We start from the raw sequence: 25050 nt of genomic DNA, 5'->3' as shown, positions 1-25050 counted from the left end.
GTGTCATGACGACGGGACGGGACGCGGCTCCTGGCGAGCCGAGCCAGCGGCAGTTGCGCGTGGGCGAGGAGATCCGCCGCGTGCTGGCGCGGGTGCTGGAGCGCGGCGTCCTGCACGACCCGGCGCTGTATGACGCGCCGGTGACGATCTCCGAGGTCACGGTGTCGCCCGACCTGCGCAACGCCACGGTCTGGATCACGCCGCTCGGCGGCGGCGACGCGGCCGACCTGCTGGCGGCGCTGAAGCGCAACGCCGGCCGGCTCGGCGGGCACCTGGCCCGCGACATCAAGCTGAAATACGCGCCGAGACTGCGGTTCGAGCGCGACACCGCGTTCGACGTGTCGAGCCGGATCGACGCGCTGCTGCGCGACCCGGTGGTGCGGCAGGACGTCGAGGCGGCCGCCGACCACGAGGACTCCGAACCCGGGGACCCGGATGGCCAGGCGTAAGCGCGGGCTTCCGGTCCATGGCTGGGTGATCGTCGACAAACCCTCCGGAATCAGTTCGGCCCAGGCGGTGGCGACGGTGCGCCGCGTGTTCGACGCCGCCAAGGCCGGCCATGCCGGCACCCTGGACCCGCTGGCGACCGGGGTGCTGCCGGTGGCGCTGGGCGAGGCGACCAAGACCGTCCCCTACGTCATGGACGCGACGAAGGACTACGACTTCACGATCCAGTGGGGTGAGGCGCGCTCGACCGACGACCGCGAGGGCGCGGTCACCGCGACCTCCGAGGTCCGCCCCGACCCGGACGCGATCCGCGCTGCCACCCGGGGCTTTGTCGGGGTGATCGAGCAGGTGCCGCCGATCTACTCGGCGGTCAAGGTCGACGGCGAGCGCGCGTACGACCTGGCGCGTTCCGGCGAGGAAGTCGACCTGGAGCCGCGCCGCATCGAGATCCTCGCCTTCGACCTGGCCGAGGTGGTCGACGCCGACCGCGCCCGGTTCCGGGTGTCGTCCGGCAAGGGCGCCTACATGCGTGCCCTGGCCCGAGACCTCGCGCTCAGCCTCGGGACCGTCGGCCACATCGTCGCCCTGCGCCGCCTGCGCGTCGGGCCTTTCGCCGAGGCGGCGGCGATTTCGCTGGATTCGCTGGCGGAGCTGATGCATAACCCCGCGGCTTCCGAGCACCTCAGGCCGGTCGCGACCGCGCTGGACGGCATCCCGGCGCTGGCCCTGAACGGCCCAGAGGCGAAGACGCTCCGCAATGGCCAGGGCGTTCCCGTGTTCCGAGCGATGGATCGGGAACGGTTCGGCCATCTGCGCGAAGGCGACGTGGTCTATGCCCTCGAGGGCGAGACCCCGGTCGCGATCGCGCGGATCGAAGGCGGCGCCATTCGTCCGGTGAGGGTGCTGAACCTCTGAAAGAAGGAGAGGACGATGTCGATTACGCTGGAGCGCAAGGCCGCGCTTGTTAAGGAATATGGCACCAAGGAAGGCGACACCGGATCGCCGGAGGTGCAGGTGGCGATCCTGACGGAACGCATCACCAATCTGACCGAGCACATGAAGGCCCACAAGCAGGACTTCCACTCCCGCCGCGGGCTGCTGATGATGGTCGGCCAGCGCCGCCGCCTGCTCGACTACGTCAAGGGCAAGAGCGAGCAGCGCTACTCGACCCTGATCGAGCGTCTCGGCATCCGCCGCTGACCCGGCGCCGCTGACCCGGTGATGCCGACCCGGCGCCGTGCCGGGCGCGGCGATCCCGGAAACGGACACTTCCAGTCGGGCCGATCCTCGTGATCGGCCCGATTGCCGTTTGCCCATCGGCGCCGTGACCATTGACCGCGTGCGCGTTCCGTGGCATGGGACGGCTGCGCAAGAGAGAGACGAACCGAGGGACTACCGCAGCGACGCCATGACGAAGCAGGGCGTCCATTCCCCCTCCATCGAGGAGACGCAGGATCACCCGTCGGCGGGCGCTGTCGACGGGTCGACGTGCTTGTGCCGCCAACCGATTTGAGCGGACCGATTGGACGGGGTTGCGTTTGGACCACGCGGTTCCAAGCGAAGGAACGAGAAATGTTCGAAGTTTACCGCAAGGAAGTCCAGTGGGGTGGGCGCACGCTCACCCTTGAGACCGGCAAAATGGCGCGCCAGGCCGACGGCGCGGTGGTGGCTCGTTACGGCGATACCGTGGTGCTGTGCACCGTGGTCGCGGCGAAGACCCCGCGGCCGGGCATCGACTTCTTCCCGCTGTCCGTGCACTACCAGGAAAAGACGTTCGCCGCCGGCAAGATCCCGGGCGGCTTCTTCAAGCGCGAGGGCCGTCCGACCGAGAAGGAGGTCCTGACGTCGCGCCTGATCGACCGGCCGATCCGGCCGCTGTTCGTGAAGGGCTTCAAGAACGAGACCCAGGTGATCTGCACCGTTCTGGCGCACGACCTGGAGAACGATCCCGACATCGTCGCCATGGTCGGCAGTTCGGCCGCGCTGTGCATTTCCGGCGTGCCGTTCCTCGGCCCGATCGGCGGCGCCCGCGTCGGCTACAAGAACGGCGAGTATCTCCTGAACCCGTCCATGGACGACGTTAAGGAATCCGAGCTCGACCTGATCGTCGCCGGCACCCAGGAAGGCGTGCTGATGGTCGAGTCGATGGCCTCCGAGCTGCCCGAGGACGTCATGCTCGGCGCCGTCACCTTCGGCCACGACTCCTTCCAGCCGGTCATCCAGGCGATCATCGAGCTGGCCGAGGCCTGCGCGAAGGATCCGATGGAGCTGCCGGCCGCGCCGCTCGACACCGACGCGCTCCGCGGCAAGCTCGAGAAGGCCTGCAAGGCCGACCTCGAGGCGGCCTATGACGAGCCGAACAAGACCGAGCGGCAGAACAAGGTCGCGGCCGCCAAGGCCAAGGCGATCGAGACCCTCGAGGATTCCGCCGAGCTGGAGGCCGCCAAGGGCCAGCTCAAGGAGATCGAGAGCGACATCGTCCGCGGGCGCATCCTGGAGACCGGCCAGCGGATCGACGGCCGCGACACCAAGACCGTGCGGCCGATCGTGGCCGAGGTCGGCGTGCTGCCGCGTACCCACGGCTCGGCGCTGTTCACCCGTGGCGAGACCCAGGCGATCGTGGTCACCACGCTGGGCACCGGCCAGGACGAGCAGATCATCGACGCGCTCGAGGGCGAGTACCGCGAGCACTTCATGCTGCACTACAACTTCCCGCCCTATTCGGTGGGCGAGGCCGGCCGCATGGGCTCGCCGGGCCGTCGCGAGATCGGCCACGGCAAGCTGGCGTGGCGTGCCACCCGGCCGCTGCTGCCGTCGAAGGAAGCCTTCCCGTACACCGTCCGGGTGGTCTCCGAGATCACCGAGTCGAACGGCTCGTCCTCGATGGCCACGGTCTGCGGCACCTCGCTGTCGATGATGGACGCCGGCGTGCCGCTGCCGCGGCCGGTGGCGGGCATCGCCATGGGCCTGATCAAGGAGGGCGAGAAGTACGCGGTGCTCTCCGACATCCTGGGCGACGAGGACCATCTCGGCGACATGGACTTCAAGGTGGCGGGTACCGACAAGGGTATCACCGCGCTGCAGATGGACATCAAGATCACCTCGATCACCAGTCAGATCATGGAGGTCGCGCTCGGCCAGGCCAAGGACGGCCGGCTGCATATCCTGGGCGAGATGGCCAAGGCCCTGACCAACGCCCGCGAGGGCGTGTCGGACACCGCGCCGAAGATGCTGATGATGAAGATCCCGACCGACAAGATCCGTGAGGTCATCGGGTCGGGCGGCAAGGTGATCCGCGAGATCTGCGAGACCACCGGCGCCAAGATCGACATCGAGGACGACGGCTCGGTCAAGATCGCGGCGGTCGAGCAGAGCGCGCTCGACGCCGCCTTCAACTGGGTCAAGTCGATCGTGGCGGAGCCGGAGATCGGCGAGATCTACACCGGCAAGGTCGTCAAGATCCTGGAGTTCGGCTGCTTCGTGAACTTCCTCGGCCCGAAGGACGGCCTGGTGCACATCAGCCAGCTCACCTCCGACCGCCGGCCGGAGAAGGTCGACGAGGTCGTCAAGGAAGGCCAGTCGGTCAAGGTCAAGGTCATCGGCTTCGACGACCGCGGCAAGGTCAAGCTGTCGATGAAGGTCGTCGACCAGGAGACCGGCGAGGACCTCGAGAAGAAGGCCGCCGAGTAACGGCGTCCTGACGGGGACAGCGCGACGGAAACGGCGGGTCGGAGTTTCACCATGAGTGCAAGCACCGGCCCGTCCGGTTTCGTCGCCCCCCGCCTGATCGGCCACCGCGGCGCCGCCGCGCTGGCGCCTGAGAACACCCTGGCTTCGATCCGGGCCGCCGCCGAGAGCGGCGTCACCTGGATCGAGGTCGACGCCAAGCTGGCGCAGGACGGCGTGCCGGTGCTGATGCACGACGACACGCTGGACCGCACCACGACCGCCACAGGCCCGGTGGCGGCCCGCACCGCGGCCGAACTCGGACGGATCGACGCCGGCGCGCGCTTCGATCCGCGGTTTGCCGGCGAGACCATTCCGACCCTGGCCCAGTGCCTGGCCGAGTGCCGGCGCCTGGGCCTCGGTCTCGACCTCGAGATCAAGCCCGACAAGGGGACCGAGGCGGCGACCGCCGCCGCCGTGCTGGCGGTGCTCGACGCCGAGGGCTGGACCGCCGCCGACCCGATCTTCGTCACCAGTTTCGCGATCCCGGCGCTGCGGGTGATCCGGGACTACGCGCCGACCTTCCACCGCGGCCTGCTGGTCTGGAAGTTCCCGGAAGGCTGGCAGGACGCCGCCCGCGACCTGGGCGCGGTGTCGGTGATCTCCGACCACAAGTCCCTGGAGACCGCGGCCCATGTCGCGCGCATCGTCGACGGCGGCTGGATCCCGATGACCTACACCGTCAACGACCCGGCCCGCGCCGCCGAGCTCTACGGCTGGGGCGTCGCCGGCATCGTCACCGACGACCCGCCGGCGCTGAAGGGGATTTAGGGACTCCCTACCACATCGTCTTGGCGGCGCGTTCCGGCCATTCCCGGTCGTAGGCCTCGCCACCGACCCGGTTGTCGCTCAATGCCGCCAGGATCTGGCCCGGGGTCGGCAGCGACTTCGGGTCGACATGCCGGGCCGGGTCCCACAGGCCGGCCCGGACGATCGCGCGGGCGCACTGGAAGTAGACGCTGTCGACCGTCACCACCGTGACCGAGCGCGGCGGCTTGCCCTCGATCTCGAACGAGGCCAGGAGGGCCGGGTCGATGTCCAGCCGGGCGCGGCCGTTGACCCTGAGGGTGGTGCCGGAGCCCGGGATCAGGAACAGCAGCGCCACCCGCGGGTCGCGCACGATGTTGCGCAGCGAGTCGACACGGTTGTTGCCACGCCGGTCCGGCAGCATCAGCGTGCGGTCGTCGTGGACCCGCACGAAGCCGGCGAGGTCGCCGCGCGGCGAGCAGTCCAGGCCCTCCGGACCGCAGGTCGCCAGCGCCACGAACGGCGACACCTCGATGTAGCGGCGGTACTGCGGGATGATCCGGTCGACCTCCTTGGCGGTCGAGGTCTCGCCGGCGACGCCGTACAGCGCCTCCAGCTGCTCGATGCTGGTGATGGTGGACATGTCGGGTGCCTGCCTTGCGGTCGGACGGGTATCGGAGATTGCCACAACCCCCGGCGTGGGCGATACGGGGGCGACCCGCGGGCGCCGGTGCGCGACCGCCGGCACGAGGAATTTGGCCCCATGCCCGGCTCCGTGCCTCCCTGCACCCTGGTGGTTCCGTCGCTGGCGACGCTGCCGTCCTACAGGGACGCGCTGCGGCGCGGCTGGTCGTCCGACAACCTGCGCCCGCAGGCCGGCGCCGAGGAGCTGGCGCGGGCCGAGCGCGACCCGCATGCCTTCGTCGCCGCCCTCGACGATCCCGAGGGGCGCGGCGGCCCGGTCACCCTGCCGGACGGCTCGGTGGTGCCGCGGCTGCCGGGCTTCCGGCGCTGGATCTGGGACGGCGAGGTGTGCGGCTCGATCGGCTTCCGCTGGCAGAAGGGCGGCACCGCCCTGCCGCCGCATGTGCTCGGGCATATCGGCTACGCGGTGGTGCCGTGGAAGCGCGGCCGGGGCTATGCCCGGACGGCACTGGGCCTGCTGCTGGCGGAGTTGCGCGCCACCGGGATGCCGGCGGCCGGCCTGACCCATGTCGAACTGACCACCGACCCGGGCAACCCGGCCTCGCAGCGGGTCATCACCGGCAACGGCGGCTATCCGGTGGAACGCTTCGCCAAGCTGGACGCCTATGGCGGCGGCGAGACGTTGCGGTTCCGGATCGACCTCTAGACGCCGTGCTCCGACGGCACGGTGACGCCGGTCTGCGGGCGCGGGATGGCGACCGAGTGGAAGCCGCCGTCGACATGCATGATCTCGCCGGTGACGCCGGACGACAGGCCGGACAGCAGGTAGAGCCCGGCCCGGCCGACCTCTTCGAGGCTGGCGTTGCGCTTCAGCGGGGCGGCGTTCTCGGCGTAGCGGAAGGTGTAGCGGGCGTCGGCGATCGCCGAGCCGGCCAGGGTCCGCATCGGCCCGGCCGAGATCGCGTTGACCCGGATGCCGTCGACCCCGAGGTCGGCGGCGAGGTAGCGCACGCTGGCCTCCAGCGCCGCCTTGGCGACCCCCATGACGTTGTAGTTCGGGGTCGAGCGCTCGGCTCCGAGATAGGTCAGCGTGATCAGGCTGCCGCCGGCGGTCATCAGCGGCGCCAGTCGCTGCGCCAGGGCGGTGAACGAGTAGCAGGAGATGTCCAGGGTGTTCAGGAAGTTGGCCCGGCTGGTGTCGCAGTAGCGGCCCTTCAGCTCGGTCTTGTCCGAGTAGGCGACCGCGTGCACCGCGAAGTCGATGCGGTCCCAGCGCGCGGCGACCGCCGCCACCACGGCGTCAAGGCTGGCGGCGTCGGCGACGTCGCAGGGCATGATCAGGTCGGAGCCGACCGAGCCGGCCAGCGGCTCGACCCGCCGCTTGATGGCGTCGTTCTGGTAGGTGAAGGCGAGTTCGGCACCATGCGCCGCGACCGCCGACGCGATGCCCCAGGCGATCGACTTCTCGTTGGCGACACCCAGGATCAGACCGCGCTTGCCGGCCATGAGCGGGCGGGGAGCTGCGGTCTCGCTGGTCGCGGTCTCGCTCATTTTCATCCTTCGTCGGTCGGCCGGGACCGCGCCATCGCGGGCCCTCTCGAAGTCGGCCCGCGGTGGGGCGCCTGAAGGGTCAGGCGTCGAACCGGCGCAGGGCCAGGACCGCATTGGTGCCGCCGAAGCCGAAGCTGTTGGACAGCGCCAGGTTGATCTTCTGGTCGAACATCGGCTCCCGGACGATCGGCATGCCTTCCGCGTCCGGCTCGAGGGTCTCGATGTTGATCGACGGGGCGATGAAGTCGCCGTTCATCATCAGCAGCGTGTAGATCGCCTCGTGGACCCCGGCCGCGCCCTGGCTGTGCCCGGTCATCGACTTGGTCGAGCTGATGAACGGCAGCCGGTTCTGTGCCCCGAAGACCTCGCGGATCGAGTTGAGCTCGACCATGTCGCCGACCGGCGTCGAGGTGCCGTGGGTGTTGATGTAGTCGACCGGCTCGTTGAGCCCGGCCAGCGCCAGCTGCATGCAGCGCAGGCCGCCCTCGCCGGACGGCGCCACCATGTCGACCCCGTCCGAGGTGGCGCCGTAGCCGACGATCTCGCCGTAGATCTTGGCGCCGCGGGCGCGGGCGTGCTCGAGTTCCTCCAGCACCACCACGCCGCCGCCGCCGGCGATCACGAAGCCGTCGCGCGTCGTGTCGTAGGGCCGGGAGGCCTTCTCGGGCGAGTCGTTGTACTTCGACGACAGCGCACCCATGGCGTCGAACAGCACAGACAGGGTCCAGTGCAGCTCCTCGCCGCCGCCGGCGAACACCACGTCCTGCTTGCCGAGCTGGATCAGCTCGCTGCCGTTGCCGATGCAGTGGGCGCTGGTCGAGCAGGCCGAGCTGATCGAGTAGCTGAGGCCCTTGATCTTGAAGACGGTCGACAGGTTCGCCGAGTTGGTCGACGACATCACGCGCGGCACCATGTACGGGCCGACCCGCTTGGGGCCCTTCTCGCGGGCGGTGTCGAAGGCCAGCATCATGTTCTGGGTCGACGGTCCGCCCGAGCCCATGATCAGCCCGGTCCGCGGGTTGGAGATGTCGCCGGTTTCCAGGCCGCTGTCGGCGATCGCCTCTTCCATGGCGAGGTAGTTGTAGGCGGCACCGTCGCCCATGAAGCGCAGCAGCTTGCGGTCGATCAGGTCGGGCAGGGTGACCTTCAGGGATCCGTGGACATGGCTGCGGAAGCCCATCTCCCGGTATTCCTCGGCGAGGACGATGCCCGAACGGCCGGCCTTCAGCGACGCCGTCACCTCGGCCTTGTCGTTGCCGATGCTGGAGACGATGCCGATCCCGGTGATGACGACGCGGCGCAATGCGACCTCCGTCATGCCATGGCCGCCGCCGGATTGGCGAACAGCCCTACGCGAATGTCCTTGGCCTCGAAGACCTTCTCGCCGTCGCACTCGACCCAGCCGTCGGCGATCCCGAGATACAGCCGCCGGCTGATGATGCGCTTCAGGTCGAGATGGAACTTCAGCAGCTTGGCGGTGGGGAGCACCTGGCCGGTGAACTTCACCTCGCCGACCGACAGGGCGCGTCCCGAGCCCGGGCCCCCGAGCCAGCCCAGGGTGAAGCCGAGCAACTGCCACAGGGCGTCCATGCCCAGGCAGCCCGGCATCACCGGGTCGTCCTCGAAGTGGCACTGGAAGAACCAGAGGTCCGGCTTGATGTCGAACTCGGCCTCGACCTCACCCTTGCCGTTGGCGCCACCCTCTTCGGAAATGTGGGTGATGCGGTCGAACATCAGCATCGGCGGCAGCGGCAGCCTCGCATTGCCCGGCCCGAACAGGCGCCCATGGGCGCATTCGAGCAGGTCCTTGTAGGAGAAGCTGTGGCGCTTCTGAGCGTTCAACTCCGGTTTCCCCCTTGATGCCCGGCGGTCCGCGTCACTCCCGGTCGCGCGCGCCGTCTTGTCGACAGACGGGCCGCCGCCTCCACCCTCCGGGAAGCGTCGTCCCAACCCCTTCGAGGTAACTGACACGGCAGCCGACTTCAAGGACGAAGCAAACCATAGGAGCCGGACAGTTGCAAAGTGCGGCTTCCCCGCCACGCCACGGCCGCCGGGCAGCGCGTTGCCAGCGCGGTCGCTTCATGATAGCGGTTCTCAACAATATCGATGTTCGCGGCCCGCGCACCGGCGCGGCCGCCGGAGACGGGGTCGAGGATGACCGCACGCCCTTACGCCGCCGCCCTGGACCGCCTGCGCAAGGCCGGGCTGCGGCCGACCCGCCAGCGCCTGGCGCTGGCCCGGCTGCTGTTCGACGGCGAAGACCGGCACGTGACCGCCGAACAGCTGCATTCCGAGGCCGAGTCGGCCGGCGTGTCGGTGTCGCTGGCGACCGTCTACAACACCCTGCACCAGTTCACCGACGGCGATCTGCTGCGCGAGGTCGTGGTCGAGGCGGGACGCTCCTACTTCGACACCAACACCGGCGGCCACCACCACTTCTTCGACATCTCCACCGGGACGCTGACCGACATCCCGGGCGACGAGATCGCGATCGGCGACCTGCCGCCGCCGCCGCCGGGCGCCGAGATCGAGCGCGTCGACCTGGTGATCCGGATCCGCAGCCGCTGAAACCGGGCCGGTGGTCGATGGCGGGAAGCAAGGACGCGACACCGGCGTTTCCATCACCCGACCATCCTCTGCTTCTTCATCTGCGGACTCGGCTTTCGCCCGATGAGGTGATCGTGTGGGCGGGGCATCCTGCTCGTCGCACTGTCTTTCTTCGTACACTACCCGCCGGCGTCTGGGGTGTTCTGATGGCGGCCTTCGGAATTCTGGGAGCTTGGCATCTGTACGAGTCGGGCGAACCCCGAAACTACCTGGGTATTCCGTTTGCAGTGCTGTTCGCCTGTGTGGCGCTCGCGCTGGCCCTGTCCCCGCTGTGGTTTTGGCTTCGCGCTCGCCGGACGGTGTACGCGATCACGTCGGAACGGGTCCTGATCGCGCGCCGCTGGTTCGGGTGGCGGGAAATCGTGATCTGTCCGGCCAGCTTCGACCGTGTCATTCGCTATGATGCCGATAGCGACCGGGGGACCGTGAAGCTGCGCCATACTCGCGGGGGGAACATTTTCGGTCGCAATGTTCGATACGCCTCTCTCGACGACGGGTTGTACGGTATCCGGAATTTTCGAGCGGCGATGGACGCGATCAGCGTCCTGATGGCGCAACCGGCGGGATCGGGGTTGGATCGCAGGGTTGCGGAAGTCGGCGCCGGGGGAACCGGTAGCGCTGTCCCGCCCGCCATGCATCGCAGTGCGATTGTCGGTGACGCGGCGGAGGAGAAGGCCCTCGATTATCTCGCCTCGATTCTACTTCGGGACGAGCGGATCGTGTGGGCCGGTCGCCCGGGGCTGCTCGCTTTGGTCGGGGACCGGTGCCGCCCGTTCCTCGGGTTGGCCATGCTCACCCTTGGTATGGTTGCGGTCGGTCATCTCGTGGGCGGGCTGGCCCAGATCTTGTGGTTTTTCGCCATCGCCCCCGCGTTCGGCGCGGCTGCGGCCCTGCTCTTCGCGGCGGCCGAGGTTCTGCTGGCATCCAGGCACTTCTACTTCGTCACGACCACCCGCGTCGTGGTTGTGCGTCTGTGGCCGGGCCGTTCGGCCGAGTTGTATGCTCCCTCCCAGATCGCGAGCGTCGAACGCAAGAGCGGCGGCGACCGCGGGACCATCGTGCTTCGTCTGGTCGCCGCCGACGTCCCGGGAGGACGATTTCCGTGGCTGCGCGGGTCGTATCGCCCCAGTTCGCGGGACCGGATACTGACCTTGCCGGGCGTCTCCGGAGTCCAACAGGCGGCTGGAGCGATCGAGCGTCTGGCTCTGGCAACCCCCGGGCGATGACGGTGAGCCGCCGGAACGGTGGCCCGGGCGTCGGCAGCCGCTGGCAGCCCGTCCCGGAATCCAGTTCGGACGGGGCCGCCCACCATTTGCTCCGCTCCATTCTTCAATTGGGCGAGGAAATAGTCTGGACGGGTCGTCCCAGCCCCTGGGCTGTCGCCGGGCACGGCTTGTACCAGACCCTCCTCCGCGGGGCAGTAGCGGCCGGAATGGTCTCGGCCGGCCTCGTCATCGGGGTGCTGTCCGGCCAACAGATGTTCGCAATGGCGCTCGCGTGGCTTGCGTTGGTCCCGGCCTTTGGTGCAGCCCGCATGCTGGCCCTTCATGCCTGGGATGCGGCGGCTGCGGCGCGGACTTACTTCGCCATAACCGACGTCCGCATCATCGTCCTCAACCGATGGACCGGACAGTCAGTAGCGTCGTTCCGGCCTTCCAGACAATTGTCGGTGGAACGAAAGAACTGGACCGGCGATCGGGGAACCGTTGTCATCAGTCAGCTATCCGCCGAGGGCACCGGCCCGACCGGCTTCGTGCTTCGCCGGCCGCGACGGACGCGGCTTCTCACAATGCACGGCATAACCGACCTGACCGCCGCCGTTGCCGCTCTCGACCGCCTGTTCGCCGACAGTCGGCCGGGCTGATCGCCTCAGCCGCTGCGTGCCTTTGCGAACACCCAGGGCTCCGGGCCGCGGCCTTCCCATTGTGCCAGGAAGCGGTCCATCTGCCCGAGCGGCAGCAACTCGGGGATCCCGCTCCAGTCGCGCGGCTGCTGGTCGACGATCGTGACCTCGTGGCTGCCGGAGAGGGCATCGAGGACCGCCGGCAGTGTCAGGCCGAGGTTCAACGTGCTGTGGGTCTCGACCAGGAAGTCGCAGTAGGCGATCAGGTCCGCGGCGACCCGGCCCGGGTCCAAGGCCTCGAACAGGGCGACCTCGGCACCCTCGATGTCGACCATGACCAGGGTTCCGGGTCCGGCCAGCTCCGCCAGCGTCGCCGGGTCGCAGCGCTCGCCGATCCGCAGGCCGTCGGCCACCCCGTTGACGGCGGCCAGCTCGGCGCACAGCCGGCGCGCCTCCGGATCGATGTCGAAGGCGTGGACCTCGACGTCGGGAGCCACCAGGCGGGCGCCGACGGCATAGTAGCCCTCGGCGCAGCCGATGTTCACGAAGCGCCGGTAGCGCGGCAGGGCCTCGATGTAGGGGTGCAACTCCTGCTCGTAGCTGCCGAGGATCTTCGGGCTGTACATCGAGCCCGCCGATCGGCCGCCGTACTGCATGCCCTTGAAGGGGCCGGCCTGCACGGTGCTGCCGAAGCATTCGCGGAGATAGCGGTCGACCAGGCCGCAGCGCAGCCTGAAGCCGGCGAGCGTCGCCGACCACGCGCCTTGCGGGTTCGTCGGGTCGGCGGTCGCCTCGTGCATCCGCCGACCGGCTTCCAGGGCCTCGTCGCGGCGCATCGGCAGACGGCGGTGGGTGTATCGCGGATCATCGGTCGGCATGGGGACCCTCGGTCGGGAGGCCGGCATGAATACTCGCTCTCATCGCTCGGCGTCGCCGGTCCGGCGACGGTTCCGGCGGGCGCGGTCGTGGCGGTCCGGGGCGGCGAATCGGCGCGCCGCCGCCATGTACATTTTCGTTCAGCTTGAGCACGAATTGGAACGATTCAAAACAGATTGACCGCGTGGGCCGACGATTCATATAAGACGGCCAAGCCCGTCGCCGGGCAGGTGTCGCCATGGCGCGCCACCCCGGCAGTTCCAGGGCTCGTCCGTTTCCGTAACCGTCTACTGGAGAGGCGCATGACCCAGCTCAAGGGCTCGAAGACCGAGGAAAACCTGAAGGCCGCGTTCGCCGGCGAGTCGCAGGCCAACCGCCGCTATCTGTACTTCGCCCAGAAGGCCGACGTCGAGGGCTACAACGACGTCGCCGCCGTGTTCCGGTCGACCGCCGAGGGCGAGACCGGCCACGCCCACGGCCACCTCGAGTTCCTGGAGGAGGTCGGCGACCCGGCGACCGGCGAGCCGATCGGCGACACTTCGCTGAACCTGAAGGCGGCGATCGCGGGCGAGACCCACGAGTACACCGACATGTACCCGGGCATGGCGCGTTCGGCCCGCGACGAGGGCTTCGACGAGATCGCCGACTGGTTCGAGACCCTGGCGAAGGCCGAGAAGAGCCACGCCGGCCGCTTCCAGAAGGCGCTCGACGGCCTCGACGCCTGAGCATCGACCCGACGGCCCCGGGGCAACCCGCCGGGGCCGTCGTTTCATTCGCGTAACGTAGCGCTCCCCGCGAGGACCCGATGGCCGAAGGCAGCCTGGAAGCCCCGATCCGTCACCCGATCGCCTGGCAGGACCCCGGCTTCTACGACGAGGCCGCGCTCGACGAGGAGATGCGCCGGATCTTCGACATCTGCCACGGCTGCCGGCGCTGCTTCAACCTGTGCGACAGCTTCCCGCGGCTGTTCGACCTGATCGACGAATCCGAGAGCGGCGAGCTCGACACCGTCGCCAGTGCCGACTTCAAGCCGGTCGTGGACGCCTGCACGCTCTGCGACATGTGCTTCCTGACCAAGTGCCCCTACGTGCCGCCGCACGAGTTCAACCTCGACTTCCCACACCTGATGCTGCGCTACCGGGCGGTCGAGCTGAAGAAGGGCCTGATCCCCCGGGGCGAGCGCGAGCTGACCGAGACCGACCGCAACGGCAGCCTGGCGCGCCCGGTCGCCGGGCTCTGCAACTGGGCGAGCGACAACGCGAACCGCCTGACCCGGCCGCTGATCGAGAAGGCCCTGGGCGTGCATCGCGACGCCGAGCTGCCGAAGTACCACGCCCGCCCCCTGACGCTGCAGGCCCGGAGCGAGGTGCCCGAGGTCAACCGCGAGGCCCCGGCGTTCGGCCGCAGGGCGCTGCTCTATGCCACCTGTTTCTCGAACTACAACGACCCCGACATCGGCATTGCCGCCCGCAAGGTGCTGGCGCACAACGGGGTCGAGACCGAGGTCGTCTATCCGTCCTGCTGCGGCATGCCGCAGATGGAGCACGGCGACCTGGCCCGGGTCGCCGAGACCGCGGCCAAGGTCGCGGCCGAGCTGCGGCCCCGGGTCGACGAGGGCTGGACGGTGATCGGCCTGGTGCCGTCCTGCGTGCTGATGCTGAAGTTCGAGTGGCCGCTGCTGTGCCCGGACGACGAAAACGTCAGGGCGCTGTCGGCGGCGACCCGCGACATCGACGAATACGTCGTCGGGATCGCCCGCAAGGAGGGCCTGGCTGCGGGCCTCGGGCCGCTCGACGGCGGCGTGACGCTGCACATCGCCTGTCACGCCCGCGCCCAGAACATCGGCCAGAAGTCGACCGAGCTGCTGAAGCTGATCCCCGAGGCCGACCTCAAGGTGATCGAGCGCTGCTCCGGCCATGGCGGCTCCTGGGGCGTCATGAAGGACAATTTCGAGGTCGCCCTGAAGGTCGGCAAGCCGGTCGCCCGCCAGGCCCGGCAGGCCGGCAAGGCCTACCTGGCGTCGGGCTGTCCGCTGGCCGCCGACCATATCCGCCAGGGCATGGAGCGGGTCGACGGCGAGGCCGCGATCCCGGCGGTCACGCACCATCCGATCGAGCTGTTCGCGCGGGCCTACGGGCTCTGACCGGAACCGAAACAATCGAATCACGGTGCCCGGTCGCCGCGGCCGGGCCGAGGAGAACAGAGGAATGACCGTCATGGCGAAGGAGATCACCCGCGCCGACATCCTGGACATGGCCGAGTACGCCAAGGTCCGGGCCGAGAAGCGGAAGGCGCTGGTCGGGATCAAGCGCAACCGCCGGGTGCCGCTCGGCCCGCACGCGACCTTCTACTTCGAGAACTACGAGACGATGTGGCAGCAGATCCACGAGATGCTGTTCATCGAGCGCGGCGGCGAGGCGCAGATCCCGGACGAGCTGGAAGCCTACAACCCGCTGATCCCGAACGGCCGCGAACTGGTCGCCACCCTGATGTTCGAGATCGACAACCCCGATCTGCGCAAGGCGGTGCTGTCGAAGCTCGGCGGCGTCGAGGAGACCGTGTTCCTGCGGCTCGCCGGGCAGGAGATCGTCGCCACCGCCGAGGCGGACGTCGACCGCACGACCGCCGACGGCAAGGCCTCCTCGGTGCAGTTCCTGCACTTCCCCTTCACCGACGCGCAGGCCGCGGCCTTCGCAGCGCCGGGGACCGAGGTGACGCTGGGCGTCAAGCACCCGGCCTACGCCCACATGACGGTGCTGACCGACGACGTGCGGGCGGCGCTGGCGAAGGACTTCGACTGATCCAACGGGTCCGCAATCAGGGGACGCGGCCGGCTGCGGCTATTTCCTCGCCACCTCGTCGGCGCGTACGCCCCAGATATGGGCGCGCTGGATCCAGCCGTCGAGGCCGCCGACATCGATCTCGCACCAGTCCCTGCGGCAGCCGTCCAGCCAGCCGATTACCCCGGCTTCCAGGCGGGCGACCGGCGCCGCCGCCGGGTCGGGCGTTCGGCGCAGCAGATGCTCGCCGCCGATCACCACCACGGTCCGCCGGCCCGACAGCATCGACTGGTGCACCCAGCCCTCGGTGCCGTCGGGATCGCGGATCTTGCGCCAGGTATCGAACTCGGCGATCACCTCGACCGGCAGGTTCGGGCGCTGGTAGACCCAGTCGATCGGATAGCGCACCCCGGGCCCGGCGCGCACATTGACCTCCCGCGCGCGCAGGGTCACGTAGCGCGGGATCGGCAGGCCGGTCTCGATCCCGACAGTGGCGGCCAGCAGCGGTCGCGGAGCCGTGCCGGCGGCCAGCCCGATGGCCGTCGTCAGGGCGAGAATGGCGAGTAGCGCGGCGGGTCGCATCGATCCGGTCATCATCCCTGTCGTCGATCGCTTATACCGCTATCCATAGCGCTCGTTAAGCGGCGCGCCTACGATATAAGCTCGACCGCACGGGACAGGTGACAGCCGGTCGCGGCCCTGCTAACCGATGCCTGGACGGTCACGAGCCGGTGCGGCCCGCGGCGAGCCGACGGAGACCGAGGGCCCGGGAGGATTCCATGCCGCATAGCAAGCCGCTGGTCATCGTCACCCGCAAGCTGCCGGATCCGGTCGAGACCCGGATGATGGAGCTGTTCCAGACCCGCCTGAACCTGTCCGACGTGCCGATGACCCACGACCAGCTGGCGGCGGCGATGCGCGAGGCCGACGTGCTGGTGCCGACGGTCACCGACCGGATCGACGCCGCGCTGATCCAGCAGGCCGGCGACCGCCTGAAGCTGATCGCCTCCTTCGGCACCGGCGTCGACCATATCGATCTGCGGGCCGCCAAGGCCCGGCACATCACCATCACCAACACGCCCGGGGTCCTGACCGAGGACACCGCCGACATGACCATGGCGCTGATCCTGGCGGTGCCGCGGCGCATCGTCGAGGGCAGCGCGCTGATCCGCACCGGCACCTGGACCGGCTGGTCGCCGACCGGGATGCTCGGCCACCGGATCCACGGCAAGCGCCTCGGCATCGTCGGGATGGGGCGGATCGGCACCGCGGTGGCGCGCCGGGCCCGCGGTTTCGGGCTGTCGGTCCACTATCACAACCGCCGGCCGGTGCACCCGGACCTGGAGGCCGAGCTCGAGGCGACCTACTGGGACAACCTGGACCAGATGGTCGGCCGGATGGACATCCTGTCGGTCAACTGCCCGCACACCCCGGCGACCTACCATCTGCTGAACCGCCGCCGGATCGACCTGATGCAGCCGCATGCCTATATCGTCAACACCGCGCGCGGCGAGGTGATCGACGAGGCGGCCCTGATCGACGCGCTGCGCGACAAGCGCATCGCCGGTGCCGGCCTCGACGTCTACGAGCACGAGCCGCAGGTCAACCCGGACCTGCTCGGTCTCGACAACGCCGTGCTGCTGCCGCACATGGGGTCGGCGACCATCGAGGGGCGCCGCGACATGGGTGAGCGCGTGATCGTCAACATCCGGTCCTTCGCCGACGGCCATACCCCGCCGGACCGGGTCGTCGAGACGATGTTCTGACGGCAGTGGACCCAGTCATGCTCCGCACGCCGGAGGACCTGCTCCCGGACGACGCGCCCGGCGATATCCGGCGGTTCGCCGGCTACTGGATCGCCAAGGCCGCAGGGCGCCAGATGCCGATCTTCGCCGACATCGACGCGGTCGAGATCCCGTGGGCGCTGTCGCGGGTCTATGTGGTGAGGGTCCTCGACGGCGGGCGCGACTTCGTCTACCGGCTGGCCGGTGAGGCGATCAACCTGCGCTACCAGGGCGCGATCGCCGGCAAGCGCGTCGGCGACCTGCTGGAGGCGAGTGCGGCGGCCGAGGTGTTCGCGCGCTGGCGCCGGGTGGTCGAGTCGCCGGCCGCCTACTACGTCGTCGGCGAACACCCGACCACCAGCGGCCTCCGGATCAGGGGCCTGCGCATCGCGATGCCCCTGGGGCCGGTAGGCGGCCCGGTCGACCACATCATCGGCATGACCGTGTTCGAGAGCCGCCCGGCGGCCGGCAGCGCCGTGATCAGCGGCGCCGAGACCCACGACATCCGCTGGGCCGACCTGTCGGCTGCGGGCTGACCCGGGGCCGCGACCCGGACCCGCCGGATTCCTGCTGACGCCGTCGGCCGTTGCTCTATCCTCGGCGATCGGCGAAATGCCCCGGAGGCGACCGATGGCGGAGCGCAGAAGGCGGCTCCCGACGAGGCGAAGGACGGACCGTGCTCGACTCGCCTGACGACCTGGTCCCGGCCGACGCCCCGGGCGACCTGCGCCGGCTGGCGGCGTACTGGATCGCCAGGGCGGCCGGCCGCCGGATGCCGTGCTTCGAGGACATCGATCCGGTCGACCTGCCCTGGGCGCTGTCGCGGCTGTTCGTGGTCCGCGCCATGGACGGCGGCGCCGACTTCGAATACCGGCTCGCCGGCCAGGAGATCTACGAGCGTCACGGCGGCAGCATCGTCGGCAAGCGGGCCGGCGACCTGTTCCGGCCGGCCGGCGCGGCCGCCATCCTGGCGCGCTGGCGACGCGTCGTGACCGAGCCGGCGGCCTGCTACACCTATGCCCAGCACCCGACCAACGCCGGCCAGCGCATGCCCGGCTACCGGGTGGTGCTGCCGGTCGGCCCGGCGGACGGCCCCGCCGACCACATGGTGGGCATGACGGTCTACGCGAAGTCGGCGGCGATTCCGGTGCTGCAGGCCGAGACCGAGATAATCGACCTGCGTTGGGTGTCGCTGCGCGACAGTCGGTGAGATCGTGGCCGAGGTTGGTGTCCAGTCGTGCAGGTGGAAACGCTCTGGCTTCCCCATAGGTTGTTCGCTGCGGCGGTACGTTGCCGTTATGGTACCGTTAGATCAACTTGATTGGGTTTCGAGCTGATTGGTACGAGGCGAGGGGCGGGTGCCGGACTGGGTCGTTCACATCCTTACGGATTCGCTTTGGGTCGGTGGAGCGACTTGGGGCGCCGGTGTGATTACCATCGTCGGCCTGGCCCTGACCTATCGGCAGGCGCGCGGTGCTCGGAGAGCTGCCGAAGCGGCACGGCAGGCGACTGCGGCAACGGTTCGCCGGCTGAACCAAAGCGATCATATCGCGGAGCTCGGCGAGGCTGGCCAGGTCACTCAGCGGATCAAGGAGCATGCCGAGACAGGCAAATTAGAGGTTGCGAGAATTTGCCTGGAGATGCTGAGGGCCAAGATAGACAGTCTGGAAGCGACCGCTGGCGGGGACAATGCCGCGGATAGAGAGCATCGGTCGATGGATCGCGCCGTCGGTATCCTAGAGCAGCACTTCGACCAAGCGATGGTCTCGCCTGACGCGAGCCTGGACCCGGCTATGATATCGTCCCATCTCAACGATATACGCAGGGTGCTGTCACGGCGCGTGCAGCGCGCGAAGAGATCCCTTCCGGAGGAAGCCGATGGCTGACTTGGCTGCAATGGTTCCCGACATCTTGGCGAAGACCGAATTGGGCAACCTTCAATGGGAAGAGCCCGACTTCAACGAACTCGAGGCCATACTCCCGCCGTACAAGCTACAGCTGAAGCCTTCGCGCGAAGGACTGACACTCACGTTGTTCAACGCTGATGGTCGCCCAATTCAGTCCGTCGTATCTCAGCCTCTCGGCTTTGCAATGAAGCCGGATGGCGTCAACCTGACCGGGCTCTTTGAAGCTGCGAAGCGTCGGGCGCGCCGCGTCGACGAGGCCCTTGCCGAGGTCGAGCAGATGCTCAAGGCCCTGTAGGCCGCCGCTACCCCTCGATCCCCATCAGCGAGCGGGCGAAGGCCTCGGCCTCGAACGGCCTGAGGTCGTCGGCGCCCTCGCCGACGCCGACCGCGTGCACCGGCAGGCCCTGGCTCTGGGCCAGCGCCACCACGATGCCGCCGCGCGCCGAGCCGTCGAGCTTGGTGACGATCAGCCCGGTCACGTTGACCATCTCGCGGAACGCCTTGACCTGCTGGTGGGCGTTCTGGCCGACCGTGCCGTCCAGCACCAGCACGGTGGCGTGCGGGGCGTCGGGCTCCTGCTTCTTCAGCACCCGGATGACCTTGGCCAGCTCCTCCATCAGGGCGGCCTTGTTCTGCAGCCGGCCGGCGGTGTCGACCAGCAGCACGTCGGCGTTGCGGGCCCGCGCCTCGACCAGCGCGTCGTAGGCCAGCGCCGCCGCGTCGGAGCCGTGCGGCTTCTCGACCACGTGGCAGCCGGTGCGCTCGCCCCAGATCCGCAGCTGCTCGATGGCGGCCGCCCGGAAGGTGTCGCCGGCCGCCAGCACCACGGTCTTGCCGGCGGCTGTCCACTGCCGGGCCAGCTTGCCGATGGTGGTGGTCTTGCCGGAGCCGTTGACCCCGACCATCAGCACCACGAACGGCCTGGCCGGGACGTCCCGCGGCTCCAGCGGCACCGCCACCGGCGCGAGGATCTCGGCGATCTCGGCGGCGAAGGCGGCCCGCACCTCGTCGCCGGTGACCTCGTTGTCGAACTTCTCGCGCGCCAGGTTGGCGGTGAGCCTGGCGGCGGTCTCGACGCCGAGGTCGGCGGTGATCAGCAGGTCCTCGAGCTCCTCCAGCGTCGCGGCGTCCAGCCGACGCTTGACGAACAGGCCGGAGATGCCGTCGACCAGCCGGCGCGACGACTTGGCGAGGCCGTCGCGCAGGCGGGCGAACCAGCCCTTCCTTCCCGACGAGTCCGATTGGGGCGCGGTCGGCTCGGCACTCATCGGGCGGTCTCCGGCGAAGCGGGCATCAGGCGGCGGCGCGCAGCGGTCATCACGCTGCGGCGCGCAGCGCCGGGCGGCCGATCAGGCGGCCGTTCTCCAGGCCGAGGATCGTCACCGGCACCACCGTGCCGGGCTCGGCCGCGGATCCGGGCTCCAGCGCGATCGGCGCGAAGCTCTCGCCGCGGCCGATGCCGTCGGCCTCGACCAGCACCCGGTCGGTCGTCCCGACCCGGCCGGCCAGCCAGGCGTCGAGACTGGCGGCGCCGATCGCCCGCAGCCGGGCGGCCCGGGCCTTGCGGACGTCGCCCGGCACCTGCGGCATGCGGGCGGCCGGGGTGCCGGGGCGCGGCGAGTACGGGAACACGTGCAGGTGCTGGATGCCGAGGTCGGCGAGCAGGGCGGCGGTGTTCTCGAACATCGCGTCGCTCTCGGTCGGGAAGCCGGCGATCACGTCGGCGCCGAACGCCACGTCCGGGCGCAGGGCGCGGACCTTCTCGACCAGCCGGATCGCGTCGGCCCGCAGGTGCCGGCGCTTCATGCGCTTCAGCACCATGTCGTCGCCGGCCTGCAGCGACAGGTGCAGGTGCGGCATGAAGCGCGGCTCGCCGGCGATCAGCCGGAACAGGTCGTCGTCCAGCTCGACCGGGTCGACCGAGGACAGCCGCAGGCGCGGCAGCTCGGGCACCAGCGCCAGCAGCCGGCGTACCATCTGGCCGAGGCTCGGCCTGCCGGGCAGGTCGCCGCCATAGGAGGTGATGTCGACCCCGCTCAGCACCATCTCGCGGTAGCCGGCGGCCACCAGGGCGCGGACCTGCTCGACGACGGCGCCGATCGGCACCGAGCGGCTGTTGCCGCGGCCGTAGGGGATGATGCAGAAGGTGCAGCGGTGGTCGCAGCCCTGCTGGACCTGGACGATCGCGCGCTCGCGGCCCTGGGCCTCGGTGACCAAGTGGGCGGCGGTCTCGCGCACGCTCATGATGTCGTTGACCAGCACGGCCGGGGCGTCGTCGACGGCCGACCAGGTCCCGGCCTGCAGCTTCTCCTCGTTCCCGACCACGCGGGCGACCCCGGGGATGGCGGCATAGCGGGCCGGGTCGATCTGCGCGGCGCAGCCGGTGACGACCACCTGGCTGCCGGGGTTGTCGCGGACCAGCCGGCGGATCGCCTGGCGCGACTGCCGCTCGGCCTCGGCGGTGACGGCGCAGGTGTTGACCACGATGGTGTCGCCGGCCCCGGAGGCCGCGAGATGGCCGCGGATCACGTCGGACTCGTGCGCGTTCAGCCGGCAGCCGAAGGTCTCGACCCGGTGGGAAGCAGCGGTGGGGATGTCGGCCGCGCGTGCCATGGGCCGGTAGATGCCTTCACGGCGACGGGAATGCAAGGCCGGTGCGCGCGCCGGTCAGCCGCGCAGCGCCACCTCGGCCAGCCGGCGGGCCGGTTCCTTGCCGTCCAGGCGGAACAACTCGACGGTCTCCAGTCGGGCGCCGATCTCCGGCTCCTGGCCGTTCAGGTCGTCGGCGAGCGCGCGGGCCAGCTTGGCCTCGGCGATGCGGCCGAGGGTGATGTGCGGGATGTAGGGCAGGTCGAGCCGCAGCGCCTCGGCGAACGGCCCGGAATACAGCCGGTCGTGCAGCCGGACCAGGGTCGAGAAGCCCTCGTCGGGCACCAGGTAGACGAAGGTGTCGCCGGAGTCCGGGTCGGGCACCGGCAGCGCGCAACGGAACGCCAGGTCGAGCGGCGGGGTCTCGCCGGCGACCATCGCCAGGTGGCCGGTCGCGGTGGTGGCGTCGGTGGCGCCGGTCGGGAACACCAGGGTGACGTGCGGCCCGATCTCCGGGGTCGCCAGCGCCTTGCCGTGGCGGTCGCGCAACGCGGTGATCCAGGCGGCGTCGGCAGCCTTCAGCCGGGGCCGCCCGAGCACCGCCAGACTCATCGCACGACCGTCGGCATCAGACCGCCAGCAGGTCGGCGTCGAGGATGCCGGCGAAGCTGGTCGCCACCGGCCCGGTCATCTCGACATGGCCGTCCGGGCGCCACCAGATCTCCAGCGACCCGCCGTCCAGGTCGACGGTGGCGCGCCGGCCGGTCAGCCCGCGGCGGGCCGCCGCCACCAGGGTCGCGCAGGCGCCGGAGCCGCAGGCCTGGGTGATGCCGGCGCCGCGCTCCCACACCCGCATGCGCAGCCGGTCGGGGGCCAGCACGGTGGCGAACTCGATGTTGGCGCGTTCCGGGAAGGCCGGGCTGTGTTCGATCCCGGGGCCGACGCCGGCCAGGTCGACGGCCTCGGCGTCGGGCACGAAGAACACCGCGTGCGGGTTGCCGATGTTCACGGCGGTCGCCGGCCCGAAGGCCTCGGCCCCCGGGACCGTGAAGGACAGGGTGTCCGCTTCGGCAGCGTTTTCCGCGGGGGCCAGCGGGATCTCGTCCCAGCCGAGCCGGGCCGGGCCCATGTCGACGGTCACCCGGCCGTCGCCGGCGTCGGTGCAGACCAGCCGGCCGGCGACCGTCTCGATCGCCACCTCGGCGGTGCCGGCCTCGCGCATCAGCAGCGAGGCGACGCAGCGCGTGCCGTTGCCGCAGGCCTGGGCCTCGGAGCCGTCCGGATTGTGGATCGCCATGTAGGCGGCGCCGCCGTTGCGGGCCGGCAGGATGGTCAGGAACTGGTCGTAGCCCACCCCGCGCCGGCGGTCGCCCACGGCGCGGTACTGCGCCGGGCTGAGCGCGGCCGGCATGGCCCGGCCGTCGACCACGACGAAGTCGTTGCCGAGGCCATGCATTTTGGTGAAGGGCAAACCGTCCATGACGGCAGATATAGAGACGGTGTAGGCTCGCGCGCAACCACGCCTTACCGCCTTCCGCGAAAAACCGCATCCAGGGGAGAGAAGCACCGATGATCATCGGGCACGAGCGCCTGACCGAACTCGTCACGCGCATGATCCAGGGGGCCGGCAGCGACCGCGCCGAAGCCGCGGCGGTGGCCGAGAACCTCGTCCAGGCCAACCTGATGGGCCACGACAGCCACGGCGTCGGGCTGGCGCCGCGCTACATGAAGCATGCCCGCACCGGCACCATGAACCTCGGCGTCAAGCCGACGGTGGTGACCGACAACGGCGTCTACCTGCTGCTCGACGGCAACATGGGCTACGGCCAGACGGTGTGCCGTGACGCCACCGAGATGGCGATCGCCCGGGCCAAGGAGAAGGGCGCCGCGATCGTCGGCCTGCGCCGGACCCACCACATGGGCCGGATCGGCGCCTGGGGCGAGATGTGCGCCCGGGCCGGGCTGATCTCGATCCACTACGTCAACACCACCGGTCACCGGCCCTATGTGGCACCGTGGGGCGGCTACGAGGCGCGCTACTCGACCAACCCTTACTGCACGGCGATCCCGGCGACCGACAAGACCCCGATGATCGTGCTCGACATGGCGACCTCCAGAGTCGCCCAGGGCAAGGTCCGGGTCGCCTACTACGCCGGCAAGAAGACCCCGGCCGACGCCCTGATCGGCCCCGACGGCCTGCCGACCGACGATCCGAAGGTGATCTTCGAGGAGCCCTACGGCGCGATGATGAGCTTCGGCCAGCACAAGGGCTACGGGCTGGCGATGATCTGCGAGATCCTGGCGGCCGGCATCACCGGCGGCGGCACCGCCCGCGACGAGCTGATGGACCAGGAGACGATCTGCAACAACATGCTGATGATCGTCATCGACCCCAAGGGCTTCGGGGCCGACATCCCGTTCCGCGACGAGATCGACAAGCTGGTCGAGCACGTCAGTTCCTCGAAGCCGGCCAAGGGCTTCGACAAGGTGCAGTTCCCGGGCGATCCCGAGCGCGCGGCCATGGCCGAGCGCCAGGCCAACGGCATCTGGATCGACGACAACACCTGGGGCGAGATGCGCCGGGCCGGGCTCGAGGCCGGCCTGAGCGAGGCGGACTTCGCGGGCTGAACTTGCTAGCCTCCGGGAACCTGCACGGACCGAACGGGAGCCGGGGATGAGCGACGACCGGGGACGGATGGACGAGGCCGGCAAGCTGATGCGGTTCGACGCCGCGAAGAAGTCGGTCCTGGTCGCCTACCTGCTGTGGTTCTTCCTCGGCTTCTTCGGGCTGCACCGGATCTATCTCGGATATGTGCTCAGCGGCCTGCTGATGCTGGCCCTGTGGGCCGTCGGCACGGCCCTGAGCATTATCCTGATCGGCTACGTCATCCTGGTGCTGCCGTTCCTGTGGTGGCTGGTCGACGCCCTGCTGATCCCGGGGTTGGCCCGCGACCGCAACAACGCGATCATCGCCGAGATCGAGCGCGGCGCCCGCTGATCGACCGGGCCCGGCCGGCCGATCGTGTCGGGCATGCGCCATTGTATCCGACCGGCAGGACTGGTAGCGCTGTGGCAGGCCTGAACCAGCCCGGGGGGCGCCGGGGGAAACTCAGGAGCAGAGGATACCGCGCATGAATGTCCGACCAATCGCCCGTGCCGCCGCCTTCGCCGCCGGCCTGCTCGCGGCCGTGCCGGCGTCGGCGAACGTCGACAAGCCGGTCGAGCTGACCATCAAGGACCACCACTTCCATCCGGCCCGCCTCGAGGTGCCGGCCGGCAAGCTGTTCACCCTGCTGGTGCACAACACGGACGGCACCGCCGAGCATCTCGACCTGACGGACCTTCGGCTCGAGAAGGTCATCCGCGGCAACAGCAAGGGCTATATCTCGATCCGGCCGCTGAAGCCGGGCGAGTATCGCTTCGTCGGGCAGCGCCACGACAAGACCGCCAGGGGCGTGATCGTCGCCAAGTAGCCCCAGGGGATCCACACCGGGGGCTCCGCTCCGGGGTTGCCGCCCGCCGGTCGCGGCGCGGTCGTCGATGGCGGC

The 25050-nt window shown here is 69.8% G+C and carries 30 protein-coding genes; 20 read left to right on the top strand and 10 right to left on the bottom strand.

The annotated features are described in order from the left end of the window. Positions 1 to 5 precede the first annotated feature (5 nt). The 5 genes from rbfA (at position 6) to RIC31_RS08890 (ending at position 4944) form a co-directional block, all read left to right on the top strand. Entirely contained in the window at positions 6 to 449 is a 444-nt protein-coding gene (gene rbfA / locus RIC31_RS08910) for a 30S ribosome-binding factor RbfA (RefSeq protein WP_350105323.1), read from the top strand. Further along, the gene (gene truB / locus RIC31_RS08905) at positions 436 to 1362 is read left to right on the top strand and encodes a tRNA pseudouridine(55) synthase TruB (RefSeq protein ID WP_350105321.1); all 927 of its coding nucleotides are present in this window, start codon (positions 436 to 438) and stop codon (positions 1360 to 1362) included. The genes rbfA and truB overlap by 14 nt, the downstream gene beginning before the upstream one ends. A 15-nt stretch (positions 1363 to 1377) precedes the next feature. Next, a complete protein-coding gene (gene rpsO / locus RIC31_RS08900; protein ID WP_350105318.1) occupies positions 1378 to 1647 on the top strand; it encodes a 30S ribosomal protein S15 in 270 nt (89 codons plus the stop codon). Between the two features lie 372 nt (positions 1648 to 2019). Continuing rightward, positions 2020 to 4137: a polyribonucleotide nucleotidyltransferase gene (gene pnp, locus RIC31_RS08895; RefSeq protein ID WP_350105317.1), complete on the top strand. Its 2118-nt coding sequence runs from the start codon at positions 2020 to 2022 to the stop codon at positions 4135 to 4137. Between the two features lie 51 nt (positions 4138 to 4188). Continuing rightward, on the top strand, positions 4189 to 4944 hold the full coding sequence (locus RIC31_RS08890) for a glycerophosphoryl diester phosphodiesterase (RefSeq protein WP_350105315.1): 756 nt from the start codon (positions 4189 to 4191) through the stop codon (positions 4942 to 4944). 7 nt (positions 4945 to 4951) lie between these two features. Here RIC31_RS08890 and RIC31_RS08885 read toward each other — a convergent pair whose 3' ends face one another. After that, positions 4952 to 5563 (bottom strand): pyridoxamine 5'-phosphate oxidase family protein, encoded by a 612-nt coding sequence (locus RIC31_RS08885; RefSeq protein WP_350105313.1) that lies wholly within the window; start codon positions 5561 to 5563, stop codon positions 4952 to 4954. Positions 5564 to 5683: 120 nt separating this feature from the next. Here RIC31_RS08885 and RIC31_RS08880 point away from each other — a divergent pair, with 120 nt between their 5' ends. Then, entirely contained in the window at positions 5684 to 6271 is a 588-nt protein-coding gene (locus RIC31_RS08880) for a GNAT family N-acetyltransferase (protein WP_350105311.1), read from the top strand. On the opposite strand, the gene RIC31_RS08875 is transcribed toward RIC31_RS08880, so the two are convergent. The 3 genes from RIC31_RS08875 to fabA form a co-directional block, all read right to left on the bottom strand. Then, positions 6268 to 7116, bottom strand: a complete 849-nt coding sequence (locus tag RIC31_RS08875; RefSeq protein ID WP_502990114.1) for an enoyl-ACP reductase FabI — start codon at positions 7114 to 7116, stop codon at positions 6268 to 6270. The genes RIC31_RS08880 and RIC31_RS08875 overlap by 4 nt on opposite strands. 79 nt (positions 7117 to 7195) lie before the next feature. After that, on the bottom strand, positions 7196 to 8419 hold the full coding sequence (fabB, locus tag RIC31_RS08870) for a beta-ketoacyl-ACP synthase I (protein ID WP_350105307.1): 1224 nt from the start codon (positions 8417 to 8419) through the stop codon (positions 7196 to 7198). An 11-nt stretch (positions 8420 to 8430) separates the two neighbouring features. Further along, entirely contained in the window at positions 8431 to 8958 is a 528-nt protein-coding gene (gene fabA, locus RIC31_RS08865) for a bifunctional 3-hydroxydecanoyl-ACP dehydratase/trans-2-decenoyl-ACP isomerase (RefSeq protein WP_350105305.1), read from the bottom strand. A gap of 312 nt (positions 8959 to 9270) precedes the next feature. On the opposite strand from fabA, the gene irrA reads away from it, so the two are divergent. The 3 genes from irrA to RIC31_RS08850 all read left to right on the top strand — a co-directional run bounded on the left by irrA (position 9271) and on the right by RIC31_RS08850 (position 11587). After that, the gene (gene irrA / locus RIC31_RS08860) at positions 9271 to 9684 is read left to right on the top strand and encodes an iron response transcriptional regulator IrrA (RefSeq protein ID WP_350105303.1); all 414 of its coding nucleotides are present in this window, start codon (positions 9271 to 9273) and stop codon (positions 9682 to 9684) included. Between the two features lie 185 nt (positions 9685 to 9869). After that, the gene (locus RIC31_RS08855) at positions 9870 to 10949 is read left to right on the top strand and encodes a hypothetical protein (protein ID WP_350105300.1); all 1080 of its coding nucleotides are present in this window, start codon (positions 9870 to 9872) and stop codon (positions 10947 to 10949) included. 206 nt (positions 10950 to 11155) lie between these two features. Continuing rightward, complete coding sequence (locus RIC31_RS08850) at positions 11156 to 11587, top strand: hypothetical protein (RefSeq protein ID WP_350105298.1); 432 nt, start codon at positions 11156 to 11158, stop codon at positions 11585 to 11587. 5 nt (positions 11588 to 11592) lie between these two features. Here the strand turns inward: RIC31_RS08850 and RIC31_RS08845 are convergent, their stop codons facing one another. Further along, a complete protein-coding gene (locus RIC31_RS08845; RefSeq protein ID WP_350105296.1) occupies positions 11593 to 12444 on the bottom strand; it encodes a class I SAM-dependent methyltransferase in 852 nt (283 codons plus the stop codon). 300 nt (positions 12445 to 12744) lie between these two features. On the opposite strand from RIC31_RS08845, the gene RIC31_RS08840 reads away from it, so the two are divergent. From RIC31_RS08840 to RIC31_RS08830, 3 genes are all read left to right on the top strand, one after another. Then, complete coding sequence (locus RIC31_RS08840; RefSeq protein WP_350105295.1) at positions 12745 to 13167, top strand: rubrerythrin family protein; 423 nt, start codon at positions 12745 to 12747, stop codon at positions 13165 to 13167. 80 nt (positions 13168 to 13247) lie between these two features. After that, positions 13248 to 14585 carry a (Fe-S)-binding protein gene (locus RIC31_RS08835; RefSeq protein WP_350105293.1) on the top strand — a complete coding sequence of 446 codons (1338 nt, stop codon included), beginning with the start codon at positions 13248 to 13250 and terminating at the stop codon, positions 14583 to 14585. A gap of 64 nt (positions 14586 to 14649) precedes the next feature. Continuing rightward, a complete protein-coding gene (locus RIC31_RS08830; protein WP_350105291.1) occupies positions 14650 to 15243 on the top strand; it encodes a DUF3501 family protein in 594 nt (197 codons plus the stop codon). 39 nt (positions 15244 to 15282) lie between these two features. Here RIC31_RS08830 and RIC31_RS08825 read toward each other — a convergent pair whose 3' ends face one another. Then, the gene (locus RIC31_RS08825; protein ID WP_350105289.1) at positions 15283 to 15816 is read right to left on the bottom strand and encodes an SH3 domain-containing protein; all 534 of its coding nucleotides are present in this window, start codon (positions 15814 to 15816) and stop codon (positions 15283 to 15285) included. Positions 15817 to 16001: 185 nt separating this feature from the next. On the opposite strand from RIC31_RS08825, the gene RIC31_RS08820 reads away from it, so the two are divergent. From RIC31_RS08820 to RIC31_RS08800, 5 genes are all read left to right on the top strand, one after another. Further along, a complete protein-coding gene (locus RIC31_RS08820; protein ID WP_350105287.1) occupies positions 16002 to 16988 on the top strand; it encodes a 2-hydroxyacid dehydrogenase in 987 nt (328 codons plus the stop codon). A gap of 17 nt (positions 16989 to 17005) precedes the next feature. Further along, positions 17006 to 17542 carry a PAS domain-containing protein gene (locus RIC31_RS08815; protein ID WP_350105285.1) on the top strand — a complete coding sequence of 179 codons (537 nt, stop codon included), beginning with the start codon at positions 17006 to 17008 and terminating at the stop codon, positions 17540 to 17542. Between the two features lie 140 nt (positions 17543 to 17682). Then, positions 17683 to 18216: a PAS domain-containing protein gene (locus tag RIC31_RS08810; protein WP_350105283.1), complete on the top strand. Its 534-nt coding sequence runs from the start codon at positions 17683 to 17685 to the stop codon at positions 18214 to 18216. A 148-nt stretch (positions 18217 to 18364) separates the two neighbouring features. After that, the gene (locus RIC31_RS08805) at positions 18365 to 18892 is read left to right on the top strand and encodes a hypothetical protein (RefSeq protein ID WP_350105282.1); all 528 of its coding nucleotides are present in this window, start codon (positions 18365 to 18367) and stop codon (positions 18890 to 18892) included. After that, entirely contained in the window at positions 18885 to 19208 is a 324-nt protein-coding gene (locus tag RIC31_RS08800; RefSeq protein ID WP_350105280.1) for a hypothetical protein, read from the top strand. The genes RIC31_RS08805 and RIC31_RS08800 overlap by 8 nt, the downstream gene beginning before the upstream one ends. Before the next feature lie 7 nt (positions 19209 to 19215). On the opposite strand, the gene ftsY is transcribed toward RIC31_RS08800, so the two are convergent. The 4 genes from ftsY to dapF are packed head-to-tail and all read right to left on the bottom strand — an operon-like array spanning position 19216 to position 22982. Further along, entirely contained in the window at positions 19216 to 20181 is a 966-nt protein-coding gene (ftsY, locus tag RIC31_RS08795; RefSeq protein ID WP_350105278.1) for a signal recognition particle-docking protein FtsY, read from the bottom strand. 49 nt (positions 20182 to 20230) lie between these two features. Then, positions 20231 to 21526 carry a tRNA (N(6)-L-threonylcarbamoyladenosine(37)-C(2))-methylthiotransferase MtaB gene (gene mtaB, locus RIC31_RS08790; RefSeq protein WP_350105275.1) on the bottom strand — a complete coding sequence of 432 codons (1296 nt, stop codon included), beginning with the start codon at positions 21524 to 21526 and terminating at the stop codon, positions 20231 to 20233. 54 nt (positions 21527 to 21580) lie between these two features. After that, positions 21581 to 22114, bottom strand: a complete 534-nt coding sequence (locus RIC31_RS08785; RefSeq protein ID WP_350105272.1) for a 2'-5' RNA ligase family protein — start codon at positions 22112 to 22114, stop codon at positions 21581 to 21583. A gap of 16 nt (positions 22115 to 22130) precedes the next feature. Beyond that, entirely contained in the window at positions 22131 to 22982 is an 852-nt protein-coding gene (dapF, locus tag RIC31_RS08780) for a diaminopimelate epimerase (protein ID WP_350105270.1), read from the bottom strand. Between the two features lie 89 nt (positions 22983 to 23071). On the opposite strand from dapF, the gene RIC31_RS08775 reads away from it, so the two are divergent. From RIC31_RS08775 to RIC31_RS08765, 3 genes are all read left to right on the top strand, one after another. Continuing rightward, positions 23072 to 24130, top strand: coding sequence for a malate/lactate/ureidoglycolate dehydrogenase (locus RIC31_RS08775; RefSeq protein WP_350105269.1), 1059 nt, complete (start codon positions 23072 to 23074; stop codon positions 24128 to 24130). Positions 24131 to 24176: 46 nt separating this feature from the next. Next, a complete protein-coding gene (locus tag RIC31_RS08770) occupies positions 24177 to 24500 on the top strand; it encodes a TM2 domain-containing protein (protein ID WP_350105267.1) in 324 nt (107 codons plus the stop codon). Positions 24501 to 24633: 133 nt separating this feature from the next. Then, positions 24634 to 24975, top strand: coding sequence for a cupredoxin domain-containing protein (locus tag RIC31_RS08765; RefSeq protein ID WP_350105265.1), 342 nt, complete (start codon positions 24634 to 24636; stop codon positions 24973 to 24975). Positions 24976 to 25050 lie beyond the last annotated feature (75 nt).

The organism is Thalassobaculum sp., assembly GCF_040219615.1.
Taxonomy (GTDB): domain Bacteria; phylum Pseudomonadota; class Alphaproteobacteria; order Thalassobaculales; family Thalassobaculaceae; genus Thalassobaculum_A.
The sequence above is the reverse complement of the archived record's forward strand: the minus strand, read 5'-3'. Positions and strand labels throughout refer to the sequence as shown.

Bases quoted from the DNA above. Each gene is read 5' to 3' on its own strand.
- irrA (WP_350105303.1), top strand. From the start codon at position 9,271: ATGACCGCACGCCCTTACGCCGCCGCCCTGGACCGCCTGCGCAAGGCC.
- RIC31_RS08775 (WP_350105269.1), top strand. From the start codon at position 23,072: ATGATCATCGGGCACGAGCGCCTGACCGAACTCGTCACGCGCATGATC.
- RIC31_RS08765 (WP_350105265.1), top strand. From the start codon at position 24,634: ATGAATGTCCGACCAATCGCCCGTGCCGCCGCCTTCGCCGCCGGCCTG.
- RIC31_RS08875 (WP_502990114.1), bottom strand. From the start codon at position 7,116: ATGAGCGAGACCGCGACCAGCGAGACCGCAGCTCCCCGCCCGCTCATG.
- RIC31_RS08785 (WP_350105272.1), bottom strand. From the start codon at position 22,114: ATGAGTCTGGCGGTGCTCGGGCGGCCCCGGCTGAAGGCTGCCGACGCC.
- rbfA (WP_350105323.1), top strand. From the start codon at position 6: ATGACGACGGGACGGGACGCGGCTCCTGGCGAGCCGAGCCAGCGGCAG.
- RIC31_RS08845 (WP_350105296.1), bottom strand. From the start codon at position 12,444: ATGCCGACCGATGATCCGCGATACACCCACCGCCGTCTGCCGATGCGC.
- RIC31_RS08890 (WP_350105315.1), top strand. From the start codon at position 4,189: ATGAGTGCAAGCACCGGCCCGTCCGGTTTCGTCGCCCCCCGCCTGATC.
- RIC31_RS08885 (WP_350105313.1), bottom strand. From the start codon at position 5,563: ATGTCCACCATCACCAGCATCGAGCAGCTGGAGGCGCTGTACGGCGTC.
- RIC31_RS08815 (WP_350105285.1), top strand. From the start codon at position 17,006: ATGCTCCGCACGCCGGAGGACCTGCTCCCGGACGACGCGCCCGGCGAT.
- RIC31_RS08770 (WP_350105267.1), top strand. From the start codon at position 24,177: ATGAGCGACGACCGGGGACGGATGGACGAGGCCGGCAAGCTGATGCGG.
- RIC31_RS08880 (WP_350105311.1), top strand. From the start codon at position 5,684: ATGCCCGGCTCCGTGCCTCCCTGCACCCTGGTGGTTCCGTCGCTGGCG.
- RIC31_RS08840 (WP_350105295.1), top strand. From the start codon at position 12,745: ATGACCCAGCTCAAGGGCTCGAAGACCGAGGAAAACCTGAAGGCCGCG.
- mtaB (WP_350105275.1), bottom strand. From the start codon at position 21,526: ATGGCACGCGCGGCCGACATCCCCACCGCTGCTTCCCACCGGGTCGAG.
- dapF (WP_350105270.1), bottom strand. From the start codon at position 22,982: ATGGACGGTTTGCCCTTCACCAAAATGCATGGCCTCGGCAACGACTTC.
- RIC31_RS08825 (WP_350105289.1), bottom strand. From the start codon at position 15,816: ATGACCGGATCGATGCGACCCGCCGCGCTACTCGCCATTCTCGCCCTG.
- RIC31_RS08850 (WP_350105298.1), top strand. From the start codon at position 11,156: ATGGTCTCGGCCGGCCTCGTCATCGGGGTGCTGTCCGGCCAACAGATG.
- RIC31_RS08820 (WP_350105287.1), top strand. From the start codon at position 16,002: ATGCCGCATAGCAAGCCGCTGGTCATCGTCACCCGCAAGCTGCCGGAT.
- RIC31_RS08830 (WP_350105291.1), top strand. From the start codon at position 14,650: ATGACCGTCATGGCGAAGGAGATCACCCGCGCCGACATCCTGGACATG.
- rpsO (WP_350105318.1), top strand. From the start codon at position 1,378: ATGTCGATTACGCTGGAGCGCAAGGCCGCGCTTGTTAAGGAATATGGC.
- RIC31_RS08835 (WP_350105293.1), top strand. From the start codon at position 13,248: ATGGCCGAAGGCAGCCTGGAAGCCCCGATCCGTCACCCGATCGCCTGG.
- RIC31_RS08800 (WP_350105280.1), top strand. From the start codon at position 18,885: ATGGCTGACTTGGCTGCAATGGTTCCCGACATCTTGGCGAAGACCGAA.
- RIC31_RS08855 (WP_350105300.1), top strand. From the start codon at position 9,870: ATGGCGGCCTTCGGAATTCTGGGAGCTTGGCATCTGTACGAGTCGGGC.
- pnp (WP_350105317.1), top strand. From the start codon at position 2,020: ATGTTCGAAGTTTACCGCAAGGAAGTCCAGTGGGGTGGGCGCACGCTC.
- ftsY (WP_350105278.1), bottom strand. From the start codon at position 20,181: ATGAGTGCCGAGCCGACCGCGCCCCAATCGGACTCGTCGGGAAGGAAG.
- truB (WP_350105321.1), top strand. From the start codon at position 436: ATGGCCAGGCGTAAGCGCGGGCTTCCGGTCCATGGCTGGGTGATCGTC.